Consider the following 13,112-nt stretch of genomic DNA (forward strand, 5'->3'; position numbering starts at 1 on the left):
GAGGAATTGACATGAAGAAATTGCTGGCGGTAACTTCTTGCCCCACTGGCATTGCCCATACGTATATGGCCGCGGAATCATTGCTTAAAATGGCAGAGGAGAAAGGCGTTCCACTGAAGGTGGAGAAGCGCGGCGCGCTTGGGGTAGAGGATGAGCTCACACCGGAGGAAATTGCCGAGGCGCATGCGATTATTTTGGCAGCGGACACCGACGTATTGGAATCGCGATTTGCAGGCAAGCCGATCATTAAGGTTGGCGTTGCCGAAGGCATCCGTAATCCAGCAGGGCTGATCGAGCAGGCGCTTGCGAAAGAAGCGGCTCAGGCTGGGGCGGCTGCACCCGTGCAGGAGCAGACGAAAAAAGAGAGCAGCTCCGTTCGAACCGGTGCCTACAAGCACTTGATGACAGGCGTATCCAACATGCTGCCGCTCGTGGTGGCAGGCGGTATCATTATTGCCATTTCGTTTATCTTTGGCATAACAGCATTTCAAGAGGAAGGTACGCTTCCGGCTGCATTGATGAGCATTGGTGGCGGGGCGGCATTCGCCTTAATGATTCCGATTTTGTCCGGCTTTATTGCTTTCTCTATCGCAGACCGGATTGGTCTAGCGCCCGGGCTTGTAGGCGGCATGCTGGCAAGCCAGCTGGGAGCCGGCTTCCTTGGCGGTATTATTTCAGGCTTTCTTGCCGGCTATGTGGCAAAATGGTTGCGGCATGCGATCAAGCTGCCGAAATCACTGGAAGGCATAAAGCCGATCTTGATTATTCCCGTACTGTCAACGCTCATCGTCGGGCTGATGATGGTTTATGTTGTCGGAACGCCAGTGAAGACGCTGATGGATATTTTGACCACATGGCTGACGGGGCTGAATTCAACGAATGCGATTTTGCTCGGCTTGCTGCTTGGGGCAATGATGGCGTTCGATATGGGCGGTCCGCTTAATAAGGCAGCGTATACATTCGCTGTAGGCTTGCTCGCAAGCCACGTCTATGGCCCGATGGCAGCGGTTATGGCAGCGGGAATGACTCCGCCGCTCGGCCTCTGGCTAGCTACCGTCATTCGCAAAAACAAATTTTCCAAAGAAGAGCGCGATGCAGGAAAGGTGGCGGGAGTCATGGGGCTGGCCTTCATTACCGAAGGAGCGATTCCATTCGCGGCTGCTGATCCGCTTCGTGTCATTCCAGGCACAGTCCTCGGCTCAGCTGTAGCAGGAGCGCTGTCCATGGTATTTGGCGCGACGCTTCAAGCGCCGCATGGAGGGGCATTCGTACTCGCCATTCCTAATGCAGTGACCCATCTCGGCGCTTATGCCGCAGCGATTGTCATTGGTTCAGTTGTAACAGCTGTAACGGTATCCTTGCTCAAGAAAAATAAGCCGGCAGCGGCTTAAATCCCATCACATGGAGGTTATTACAATGTCATCCCAAACCTTATTAAACATAGAAACCATTATTCTTGATTCGACTGCTGGTGATCGTCAGGCTGTTATTAAAGAGCTTGCGGAGCGTCTGCAATCGGCTGGTTATTTGAACGATGAGGCTGCTTTTCTAGCTTCGGTTGAAGCGCGTGAGCAGCATGCCTCAACAGGCATTGGCTTTGGCGTAGCGATTCCACATGGCAAATCTTCTGGTGTCATCAAGCCTGGTCTGGCATTTGCCCGTCTAGCGCAGCCGATTGAGTGGGGTTCCCTTGACGGCAAGCCGGTCACTTCGATTATTTTGCTGGCGATTCCGGAATCGGATGCGGGCAAGGAGCATTTGCGGATTTTGGCCTCGGTATCGCGCAAGCTGATACACGAAAGCTTCCGCCAAGAGCTGCTGGATGGCCAAAGCGCCGCGGATATTTTGGAAACATTGGAAAGCGCCCTGTAAGCACAGCGAGACTAAAGGAGGAGACCGTGCGATGCAAACACGTGTATTGACGATTATAAATGAAGAAGGGCTGCATTTGCGTCCGGCCCAAGTGCTGGCTAATGCAGCAGGACAATTCGCAGCCGATATTTACGTAGAGGTGGCTGGCGGTGGAGAGGCTAATGCGAAAAGCGTGCTCGGCATCATTGCGCTCGGATTGGAAAAAGGCGCTGAAGTTAAGCTGTCGGCGGATGGCGAAGACGAGGAGCAGGCTGTCGCCAAGCTTGCTGAACTATTCGAGCAAGGTTTCGGAGAGCAATGAGCGAGCAGCACATTAAAGGAATTGGCGTTTCGGAAGGTATCCGCTTCGGGAAAGCCTTCATCTATGGCGCTCCTGCTGTAGAGGCGGCTTATCCCCAGCGGATTGAGCCGGAGCAGGTAGAGGCGGAGCTTGAACGTCTGGAGCAGGCGAAGCGCCAGTCGGCAGCAGAGCTGAATGCGATCATCGCCAAAACCGAGGCGAAGCTGGGGAAGGATAAAACGGCAATTATCGAGGGGCAGCTGAGCTTTCTGGATGATCCCGCCTTTTACGGCGATATTCGCGGTCAAATTAAGCGCAAGCAGGCGTCCGCTGAACAAGCTGTCCAAACCGTGATGGCCCAGCTTTCCGCGTTGTTTGAGAAGATGAACAATGCATACGTAAAGGAACGCATTCATGATGTGAAGGATGTTGCAGATCGGCTCATGAGTCATTTGCAGCAAGTATTTTATCCAGATCTGGCAAGTATTACAGAGCCCGTTATATTAGTAGCGGAAGATTTAACGCCTTCCGTTACCGTACAGCTTGACCGCAGCATTGTGCTCGGCTTTGTGACACGGGTTGGCGGAGAAACGACGCATACTGCAATTTTGTCCCGTTCGCTGGGCATTCCTGCGGTTGTTGGCATTGGCGCTGCTTTTGAGCAGCTGAGCCACGGTGATGAGCTAATTCTGGACGGTACGGACGGCGTTATTGTGTTAAATGCCGATGCTGCTACCCGTTCGGATTATGAAGCAAGGCAGCAGGAGGAGCAATCGGCGGCCGGGAAGCTTGAGAAATACAGGCTGCTGCCGGCAAAGACGGAGGATGGCAAGCTGATTGAGCTCGCGGTAAACGTCGGCATGCCGGAGGAAATGCGCGAAGGGCTTGTGGACGAGGCACATGGGGTCGGCTTGTTCCGAACGGAATTTCTGTTCATGAATGCGGACCGCTTTCCGGATGAAGAAAAGCAATTTGCTGTGTATAAGCAGCTAGCCGAAGCGTGGCAAGGCAAGCCGATCGTCATCCGTACGCTGGATATAGGTGGGGACAAGGAGCTGTCCTATTGGGATTTGCCGCATGAGGACAATCCATTTCTCGGAAATCGTGCAATACGCCTTTGCCTGAATGAGCGGGAGCTGTTCCGCACCCAACTGCGGGCGATTGTTCGTGCCAGTGCCTTCGGTACCGTTAAAATTATGTTTCCGATGATCTCCTCGATGCAGGAGTTCCGCGCTGCCAAGCAGCTGACGCTTGAAGTCATGGACGAGCTGAAGGAGCAGGGGATCACCTTTGATGAAAAACTGGAAATCGGCATTATGGCCGAGGTTCCGTCTGTTATTCAACTGGCGGACCGTTTCGCCAAAGAGGTTGACTTTTTCAGCATTGGCACAAACGATCTAGTGCAGTATACACTCGCTGTTGACCGCATGAACGAGAAGGTCGCGCACTTATATGATTATTTCCATCCAGCGGTTATCCGTTCGATTCACAGCCTCATCCAAGCGGCGCACAAGGAAGGCAAATGGGTCGGCATGTGCGGGAAAATGGCGGGCGATCCGCTTGCAGCACCGCTGCTGCTCGGCATGGAGCTCGATGAATGGAGCATGGATGCAGGTTCTGTCGCGAAGCAAAAGTTTACACTGTCCAGACTAAATGCGCAGGATAGCGCGCAGCTGCTAAGCGACGTGCTTGACCTCGATACGGCTGAGGAAGTTCGGCAGCAGGTGAAAGCTTTTCATGCTGCTAGATTTAGCGAGCAGCAGCACAAATAGGAAACAATCCAGGATACAAGCAAGCAAACGGGCATCATGCTAAAGGTAAATCACATACTAAATAGCTGCAAGTCAAGGATTTTGTTTGCAAAAGCATAAAAGCTGTGTATACCTTTTGAATAAGCCACCATTATACACTTTTCGTGTAAGAAGGTGGCTTATTTTATTCGTTGTAGCTGCGAAATCATAGCCTTTGGGAAAGTCTAGCAGTCCGTTCGCATTTTCATTCGTCCCTCGCTGCCAAGAGGAATACGATCCTTCATTTTGATCGCGTGGTAGAACCTTGTATTACACTCAGCGAATGTGGCTTAGCAAGCTTTGCTTTTTCCACGACTTGAAACAACCATATCCATCTGCGGATAAATAGAACTGGATTAAATTCTGGTAATACAAATAAATTATAAATGGCTATTGTAAAAAGAATGTTTTGAGACTATACTTTTCACATATCCAATTGAAAGCGGTATCAAAATCAATTTTCTGGTATCGATTCCATAATGAACAGGGTTGGAAATTCGAGGGTGAGTCCGCATCCATCAATCGGAAATGGTGTTTCGGATTTTACGAACTCGGAGAAAACAACTAAATGTGTCTGTAAATATGGTATCGATTCCATATTATTGATTTCACTCGAGAAAATGACAAGTGATCTGCTTATAAACATCTGTAAAGGTGGTGGTTAACCTCAATAGTAAGAAGCGAATTCTTCAAGCGAATGACTTAATGAAAAAGGGCCTGCATTAATGTAGCGAGTTTGGCAAACAACTGTACTCTAAACATTCATTATCGGGGGGAACAAAATCATGAGAATTAAGTCCTTGACAATTGCTTTGCTAGCCATTTTAGTCATCCTTTCCGTCACAGCATGCAGTCAAAAATCAAGCGAATCTGGCTCTAGTGGCAATGGAAATGACAATGCTGCAAACGGGAAAGTTAAATTAAAGATGTGGTACTGGAACGGGGCGATCTCGGATTCAACGATTGAGGCTGCAAAGGCGAAGTTTCCGAATATCGATCTTCAAGCGGAAAAGCTTCCATCCGGAGGTGACTTCTTAACGAAACTAAAAACAACAATTACGGGCGGCGATAACGGTCCTGATATTGTCACAATGGATAGTTGGATTTCCTCGATGTTAAGCTATAACGACAAATTCATAAATTTATACGATCAAGGAGCACGTAACATCCAGCCTCAATACTTGGATTGGAAATGGAAAATGGGCGCAACTCCTGATGACAAATATTTAATCGCCTTGCCTATCGACGTTGCTCCAGTCGTGCTTTACTATCGTAGCGATTTGTTTAAGGAAGCCGGCGTGGCAAGTACGCCTGAAGAATTCAAGAATCAAGTGAAAACGTGGGATGATTACTTTGATGTTCTCAAGAAAGTTAAAGACAAGACGGGATCGCAATCGGGGACTATCGTGGATATCTTCAGAAGCTTTTTCGGACAAAGCAGCCAAGCATTCTTCGATCAGGACGGAAAATACATTGGAGATCAGGCGCATATCAAGAGCGCTTGGGATTCGTCGGTTAAAGCCTATCAAGATGGATTGACGTTCCCTTTCTCAAGCGATTCCGAGAAAAACGCAGCAATGAACAACGGTAAAATATCTTCCTTCTCGGGGGCATCATGGGCTGTCGGTGACGTAATCGCGGCAGCACCGGATACGAAAGGAAAGTGGAATATCGCGTATCCGCCGGGTGGCGTGGGCAATCAAGGCGGCTCGTTCATGGGTATCTTGAAATCAACGAAATACCCGAAAGAAGCATATGAAGTCATCAAATTCCTCGTAAGCCCCGAAAATTTAATAGTAGGCTATAAGGAATTTGGTAACTATCCATCGACTCCGGAAATTTACACAAAGCCGGAAATGGTGAATGAAAATGCTTTCTTCGGGAATCAAGATCTGAGCACTGTGTTCGCCGATGCCGCAAAGGATGTTAAAGTGGCGCATACTGATACGAGAGATGACATGGTACTCAGCGAAATTACGAAAGCGCTCGGCACGGTAGACACACAGAAAATAGATCCGGAACAAGCATGGAATGAAGCTCAAGAACAAATTAAACGTCAGCTTTCGCGCTAATTGGTAATTACGCAATAAGGTAATATAATAGAGGATGCGGCAGGGGGCAAGCGTACCTTGCCCCCTGCCGCATCGGATTATCGGAGGACTAATATGGGAGGCCTTTTAAAGGAAATATACAAGAGCAGAATGCTTTATCTGTTTATTTCTCCATTTTATATCTTGTTCCTGATCTTTTCGGTGTTTCCTATTTTCTTCTCGATCTATCTCTCCTTTCATAAATGGGACGGGATCGGGAATATGACATCGGTAGGCTTTAATAATTTTACTTATATGCTTCAGGATCCGAATTTCTGGCAAGCTTTGATCAACAACGTAGCAATTTGGGTGTTGGCTAACGGTCCCATGCTTGCATGCGCCTTGATTATCGCATACGTGATTAATCTGTCGATCGTAAAATTCAAAGGGTTTTTCAGAATCGCTTTTTTTCTTCCGAATATTACTGCCATGGTCGCGGTTGTCATTATATTTCAGTCCATGTTCGGGAACGAGTACGGGCTGATCAACTTCTTCCTGGAAAAGCTAGGGCTGGATAAAGTGGCATGGTTTAATTCCAGCACAGGAGTTCGGGTTGTCATCGCACTAATGATTTCCTGGAGATATTTGGGCTATAATGCCATCATCTATCTCTCCGGATTGCAAAGAATTCCTAAGGATTTGTATGAAGCGGCGAATCTCGATGGGGCGACGATGGTACAGACCTTCACGAAGATAACTCTTCCGATGCTTCGCTCGATCATATTGTTTACGGTTATGATGTCGACGATCGGGGGATTCCAGATTTTTACCGAACCTCAGGTGCTCGCGGGAAATCAATCTCCGTATCCGGGATCGGAAACGATCGTACTTTACATGTTCCGAGAAGGTTTCGTTTATCAGAACTATGGATATGCGGCTGCCGTCTCGTGGGTTTTGTTTGTCATAATTGGACTTATATCCGTGTTGAACTGGAAGCTTTTCAATAAGTCTGATGATTGATGGAAAGGAGCGTTAAAGGTGACAGTAAAAAAAATATTCGTGCATACTTTTTTGTTAATCGGTGTTATATTTTCGATATTCCCCTTTTATTGGCTCGTGGTTATGTCAACAAATGAAACAAGTGCGATTTTTGCATTTCCTCCGAAATTGGTGTTCGGTGACTATTTCTTGATGAATTACCGTCACGTCATGGATAACATTAATTTTTATCGCGCGCTTTTCAACACCCTTTTTATTGCGATTGTAAGCAGCCTGCTCCAATTGTTTTTCAATTCATTGACTGGATTTACTTTCTCTAAATTCAAATTCCCGGGATCCAAGGTGCTCTTCTTTCTGATGATGGCAACGATGATGATTCCGGCTCAAATGCTGCTCGTTCCGCAGTTCATCATCATTAAAGAGATCGGATGGCTCGGAAGCTATAAAGCTTTGATCGTTCCGGGCATGGCAAGCGCGTTCGGGATTTTCTGGATTAGACAATACGCATTAGCCATTCATGACGATTTGCTCGAAGCTGGCCGCATAGATGGGTGTACCAAGTTTGGGCTATACTGGCGAATTGCTTTGCCGATTCTACGGCCGGCGCTTGCATTCCTTGCCATCTCGACCTTTATGGGGGTTTGGGAAGATTATTTATGGCCGTTAATTGTGTTGACAGATACATCAAAATTTACTTTAATGTTAACGTTGCAGCAATTAAAATCAGTTCATACCGGGGACTACTCGATGGTAATGACCGGAACGCTTTTGGCCACCATCCCGGTAATCGCTTTCTTCCTTATTGTAAGCCGTCAATTTATCGAGGGGATCATGGAAGGGGCGGTCAAAAGCTAGGAATGATTTTTAAAACAACCGTTTCAGCAATTACGAAAGCAGGGTGACGATGATGGCGCCGAAAATTAAGGATGTCGCCAAGTACGCGGGTGTTTCCGTTACGACGGTCTCGAGGGTACTAAACGGAGAAAAGTACGTAAAGGACGATCTGAAAGCCAGGGTTCAAAAGGCGATAGACGATCTTGGTTACTCGCCAAGTCATATAGCAAGAAGTCTCGTACGGAAGAAAACGAATCTCATCGGAGTGATTGTCCCCGATGTTACTTCAAGCTTCTATTCCACGATCCTTAGCACGATCGAGAAAACCGCGAGCCTAAACGATTATAATCTTTTGGTTTGCAACATCATCGAAGATACGGATAAAGAGCTTAAATATTTGCAAGTGTTCAAAGAAATGCGCGTGGATGGCATTATTATTATGCATGAGAAAATAAACGAAGAAATTCGCAAATTGTTAGACAAGTTGGGGATACCCATTATCTTCTCTAGCGTAAAGCCAACAGATCAACCCTTCATTTCAGTAATCATCGACGATTACTCGGCTGCATACGATGCAACGAGACATTTAATCGATCTCGGGCATTCGCGCATCGGTTTCATCGGTGGCGACATGAACGACGTGACATCGGGCCAGAACCGCTACTTCGGTTATATTCACGCCTTGTCAGACTTCGGAATCGAACAAATAGAAGGTCACATTCGGTTTGGCGATTACAAAACGCGTAGTGGATACGAGATGATGAAGGAAATTTTAGCTTGCCGATCCCGCCCGACGGCGATATTCGCGGTAAGCGACGATATGGCTGTCGGAGCCATGAACTGCATTAATGATTATGGGTTAACCGTTCCTGATGATATATCCGTTATCGGGTTCGACGGTAGCCAATTAACAGAGCAGGTGCGTCCGCGATTGTCATCCATGGAGCAACCTATCTTAGAGATGGGGAAAGTAACTGTAGACACGCTTCTAGATTTAATATCAGGCAACAAGGCGAAGCGTATAGATGACGTTATTCTTAAGCACATGTTAGTCGTCCGCGACAGCAGCAAGAAGTACGTCAACAGAGAGGATTAAACATAATAGGGACTGGAAGAGGGAGAATAAATTGAGAATGTTCGATGCTGTTGTGATTGGCGATGCCAATATCGATTTAGTCGTGCCGGGGTGCAATCAAGTTCCTCAACCCGGCCAGGAGATTTTAGTCGATAATATTGCAATGCACGTAGGCGGGGGAGCTGCATTATTCGCGGTCTCTCTTGCAAAACTAGGAATTCGAGTCGCATTTAACGGCGTATTGGGCAATGATACCCATGGCCGATATATTAGGGAACGTTTTGCCGAATATGGTATCGATACCAGAATGGTACAAACAAGCAAAGAGCATAATACGGGCATCTCGATTGCCTTTAATCCCGGATCGGATCGATCCTTCATCACTTATTGGGGATCCAATATAGAACTTCGGTTCGATAACTTGGATATCGAGCAAATTGTCCAAGGCAGTCATGTACACTTGACTGGTTATAAAGGGAAACGAAATCATGAACAATATATAACGTTGGTAAAGTCGCTTAAGGACAATGGAGTTACTTTGTCCTGCGATGTGGGCTGGGATGATTCCGGCGAATGGGATGGAGGAGTATTCGAATTAATGAAGTATTTCGACGTTTTCTTGATGAATGAGACTGAGTGTTTTCATTATACAGGCATGGAAAACCTAGGAGATAGTCTGAGATATATGAGCGCATATTGCAGCCATGTCGTAGTCAAGTTGGGAAAAGAAGGGGCCATTTCCGTTAAGAACGGAATCATCAAACGCCTTCCGGGTTATGTGGTTGAAGCAGTCGATACGACGGGAGCGGGAGACTCTTTTAATGCGGGATATTTATTTGGATTCTTGTCTGGCAAAGATGTCGAAACGAGCATGAGATACGGTAATGCCTGTGGGGCACTTTCTGTCAGCGGATTTGGCGGGAGCACGAATACGCCGACTTTCGATCAACTCGAACAATTTATTCGCGATCATCAAAATATCAAACAATCCATCCAGTCATGACAGACGGGAAAAGCGAGAAGTAAGGATGAAGAATCGAGGGCTTAATTCACCGCCAAATCGTTTATATTCATATCAATCCCTATGCTAACGCATTAAATGTTTGATGAGAATAGTTTTTTTAATAGGGAATGATTTTTTATGGATGGAGGACAATCGATGATACGTTTGAATCGTTATTGGGAGAACTTAACCGTTCTTCAAGTGAACAGAGAGGCTCCGCGGGCTTCCTATATTCCCTACGCGGGAGACGTTTCGGCGAAGTCAGGAAAGCGAGGGAAATCCCCGTTCTATCAAACTTTAAACGGGACTTGGAAGTTCCGATACTATAGCAGCGTCTTAAACGTGGATGAGCCATTCTACAAGGAAACGGCTGATACAAGCGGATGGGACGACTTGATCGTTCCGTCCTGCTGGCAAGTGAACGGATATGATCAGCTTCAATATACGAACATCGATTATCCTTTTCCTAACGACCCCCCATTCGTACCCAATGACAATCCGGCTGGGCTTTACGTTCGGGATTTCAATGTTGCGGATTGTTGGGAGGGCAAAGATAAGTACATTGTCTTCGAAGGGGTCAATTCCTGTTTTTACTTGTGGTTGAACGGACAATTTGCAGGTTACAGCCAAGGCAGCCGAATGCCAGCAGAATTTAACGTTTCTTCCTTTCTTAAGCCTGGGAAAAATAGGGTTGCCGTTATTGTATTGAAATGGTGTGATGGCTCGTATTTGGAAGATCAGGATTCCTGGCGTTATTCAGGTATTTTCCGTGATGTGTACATGCTTGCGCGCGATCGCGTTCACATAAGGGACGTGTTCAATAAGCAAAAGTTCGAAGATGGTTTTCGGAAAGCCGTTCTGACGACGGAAATCGAGACGAATGGGCACTTGAATGCATGCGCCGACCTAAAGGATGCCGCTGGGAAAGTCGTAGCTTCGGCCAAAGCCGTAGTCGAAGGTAAAGGGACTCTTCGGTTCGAGTTGGACTATCCGAATATGTGGAGCGCCGAGGCGCCTTATCTCTATGAGCTTTACGTTCGCGGCGGCGCCGAGGTACTGCGCTTTCCAGTCGGGTTCAGGCAAGTGACTGTCGAAGGTGGCGTGTTCTGGATCAATGGACAGGCCGTTAAGCTCAAGGGCGTCAACAGGCACGATTTCCATCCGGAGCTCGGACAGACGATTCCGGTAACCCATATGATCAAAGATCTTGTTTTGATGAAAAAACATAACGTGAATACAATCCGTACCTCTCATTATCCGAACGATACACGGTTCATGGATTTATGCAACGAGTACGGGTTTTACGTTGTGGATGAAGCCGATTTGGAATGTCACGGCATCGGAAACGACCACATAGAAGGATCGTCGCACACTCTATCCCGCGATCCCAACTGGAAGGCGGCCTTCATCGATCGAGCGGCCCGAATGGTAGAGAGGGACAAGAACCATCCGTGCGTCGTCATGTGGTCATTGGGTAACGAGGCGGGATATGAAGCGAATCACATCGCGATGGCTGAATGGATCAGAGAACGAGACCCATCCGTTCCTGTTCATTACGAAGGCGCTGCTCCACACTACAAAGGCAGTCCGAGAGTGGAGTGCCTAGACTTGGAAAGCCGGATGTATGCATCGGTTCAAGAAATTGAAGCCTACGCCAAGGACGAGAACAACATCAAGCCCCTTTTCTTATGTGAATACAGTCATGCCATGGGCAACGGTCCTGGGGATTTGAAGGACTATTGGGACGTCATATACCGTTATCCGAAGCTTATCGGTGGCTGCGTATGGGAATGGAACGACCATGGTATTGCGACGGAGACGAAGGACGGCACGCCTTTCTTTGCTTACGGAGGCGATTTCGGAGATAAGCCTAACGATGGAAATTTCTGCATAGACGGGCTAGTTACCCCGGACCGCAAGCCGCATACGGGCCTTCTAGAGTTGAAGAAGGTGCTCGCGCCTATTCGGATCGAGGGACACGATATAGAAGCTGGTCAGATTAAGGTGACTAACCTCTATGATTTTATCGACCTTTCCCATTTGAGCGTTATCTGGAAGGTAGAGCTGGACAGTCGGCTGATGCAACAGGGACAGCTAGATGTAGACGGAATAATGCCGCAAAACACTCGTCTTATGACACTGCCGTTTACTTTGCCTGAAAAGTTCTACGGACGCTATGTCCTTACTTTCTCCATCGTGCTGAAGGAGGAAACTCGGTGGGCCGAAGCCGGCCATGAGATTTCATTCGAGCAGATGGAATGGAGCTGCAATGAGCCGAGTTTGGCGTTCGACGATGACGTTCGACACATCTCTGTTAAGCCATCTCCCGCATTGCAAACGGAGGAGACGGGACGCTGGCTGACCGTCGAAGGCTTTGATTTCCGCCATGTGTTCGACATGGAGCTCGGAACCTTACGTCAAATTTCGAGGAACGGAGTGAACATGCTGGACGTGTCTTCGGAGTTTGCGATCTGGAGGGCGCCGACGGATAACGACATGCACGCGAAAGGGAAGTGGCTCGCGGAAGGCTATGACCGTGCCGCCATGAAAACGTACGACTGCGATTGGATTAAAATCGAGGACGGGGGTATCGAGCTAAGAAGCCGGTTTTCATTAGGGGCAGACAGCCGTGCATCGATCCTTGCAGGTGAAGCGCGCTGGAAGGTTAACGTTTCCGGGGAGCTGAGCCTTCACTTGAACGTAAAGGTTCAAGAAGGCCAGCCATACCCTTACCTTCCGCGGTTCGGCCTTCGCTTGACGATGCCTTCGGGAATGGAAGAGGTGGAATATTCGGGCTTCGGACCGCATGAGAGTTATATAGACAAACGCCAAAGCGTTAGGAGAGGCCAATTCCTTACGACGGTTGACGGGATGTTCGAGAATTACATCATGCCGCAAGAGAACGGCTCCAGATATGGTACGGAATGGGCAGTCGTGTCCAACGCGCAGGGCATGGGCCTTCGCTTCTCCGCACCAGATGGCTTCTCGTTCAACGTATCCCATTTCTCACCGGAGGACCTGACGGAAGCTAAGCACGATTGGGAGCTCGCGAAGAAGAAGAGAAAGGAAACGATAGTACACCTCGATTACAAGATGAGCGGTGTAGGATCGAATTCCTGCGGACCGGAATTGGCCGAGCCTTACCGTCTGAACGAAAAGGAATTCCAATATGAGCTATGCTTGATGCCCGTTTTTAAAGAAGATGAATAGAGGAACTTCCGAGGAGGAA

General features: G+C 48.0%; 10 protein-coding genes and 1 pseudogene. 10 read left to right on the plus strand and 1 reads right to left on the minus strand.

The window, feature by feature from the left end:
• The first annotated feature begins 11 nt into the window (after positions 1-11).
• Genes MHB80_RS09780 through ptsP form a run of 4 tightly spaced genes read left to right on the plus strand, consistent with a single transcriptional unit; the run spans position 12 to position 3,924 of the window.
• Positions 12-1,391: a fructose-specific PTS transporter subunit EIIC gene (locus MHB80_RS09780; protein ID WP_341281955.1), complete on the plus strand. Its 1,380-nt coding sequence runs from the start codon at positions 12-14 to the stop codon at positions 1,389-1,391.
• Between the two features lie 25 nt (positions 1,392-1,416).
• The gene (locus MHB80_RS09785) at positions 1,417-1,872 is read left to right on the plus strand and encodes a fructose PTS transporter subunit IIA (protein WP_341281956.1); all 456 of its coding nucleotides are present in this window, start codon (positions 1,417-1,419) and stop codon (positions 1,870-1,872) included.
• A gap of 31 nt (positions 1,873-1,903) precedes the next feature.
• Positions 1,904-2,173 carry an HPr family phosphocarrier protein gene (locus tag MHB80_RS09790; protein WP_341281957.1) on the plus strand — a complete coding sequence of 90 codons (270 nt, stop codon included), beginning with the start codon at positions 1,904-1,906 and terminating at the stop codon, positions 2,171-2,173.
• Positions 2,170-3,924 carry a phosphoenolpyruvate--protein phosphotransferase gene (gene ptsP, locus MHB80_RS09795; RefSeq protein WP_341281958.1) on the plus strand — a complete coding sequence of 585 codons (1,755 nt, stop codon included), beginning with the start codon at positions 2,170-2,172 and terminating at the stop codon, positions 3,922-3,924. Before MHB80_RS09790 ends, ptsP begins: the two co-directional genes overlap by 4 nt.
• A 72-nt stretch (positions 3,925-3,996) precedes the next feature.
• On the opposite strand, the pseudogene MHB80_RS09800 reads toward ptsP, so the two are convergent.
• A pseudogene (locus MHB80_RS09800) lies at positions 3,997-4,176 on the minus strand (hypothetical protein); the annotation flags it as partial.
• 566 nt (positions 4,177-4,742) lie between these two features.
• Between MHB80_RS09800 and MHB80_RS09805 the strand changes: the two are divergent.
• From MHB80_RS09805 to MHB80_RS09830, 6 genes are all read left to right on the plus strand, one after another.
• Positions 4,743-6,014, plus strand: a complete 1,272-nt coding sequence (locus tag MHB80_RS09805) for an extracellular solute-binding protein (RefSeq protein WP_341281959.1) — start codon at positions 4,743-4,745, stop codon at positions 6,012-6,014.
• A gap of 93 nt (positions 6,015-6,107) precedes the next feature.
• A complete protein-coding gene (locus MHB80_RS09810; RefSeq protein WP_341281960.1) occupies positions 6,108-6,992 on the plus strand; it encodes a sugar ABC transporter permease in 885 nt (294 codons plus the stop codon).
• An 18-nt stretch (positions 6,993-7,010) separates the two neighbouring features.
• Positions 7,011-7,826, plus strand: a complete 816-nt coding sequence (locus MHB80_RS09815) for a carbohydrate ABC transporter permease (protein ID WP_341281961.1) — start codon at positions 7,011-7,013, stop codon at positions 7,824-7,826.
• 49 nt (positions 7,827-7,875) lie between these two features.
• Positions 7,876-8,901: a LacI family DNA-binding transcriptional regulator gene (locus MHB80_RS09820; protein WP_341281962.1), complete on the plus strand. Its 1,026-nt coding sequence runs from the start codon at positions 7,876-7,878 to the stop codon at positions 8,899-8,901.
• A gap of 37 nt (positions 8,902-8,938) precedes the next feature.
• Positions 8,939-9,883 (plus strand): carbohydrate kinase family protein, encoded by a 945-nt coding sequence (locus tag MHB80_RS09825; protein ID WP_341282927.1) that lies wholly within the window; start codon positions 8,939-8,941, stop codon positions 9,881-9,883.
• A gap of 156 nt (positions 9,884-10,039) precedes the next feature.
• On the plus strand, positions 10,040-13,093 hold the full coding sequence (locus MHB80_RS09830; protein ID WP_341281963.1) for a glycoside hydrolase family 2 TIM barrel-domain containing protein: 3,054 nt from the start codon (positions 10,040-10,042) through the stop codon (positions 13,091-13,093).
• Positions 13,094-13,112 lie beyond the last annotated feature (19 nt).

Origin of the sequence: Paenibacillus sp. FSL H8-0537, from assembly GCF_038051995.1 — a bacterium.
In the GTDB taxonomy this organism is placed as follows: domain Bacteria; phylum Bacillota; class Bacilli; order Paenibacillales; family Paenibacillaceae; genus Pristimantibacillus.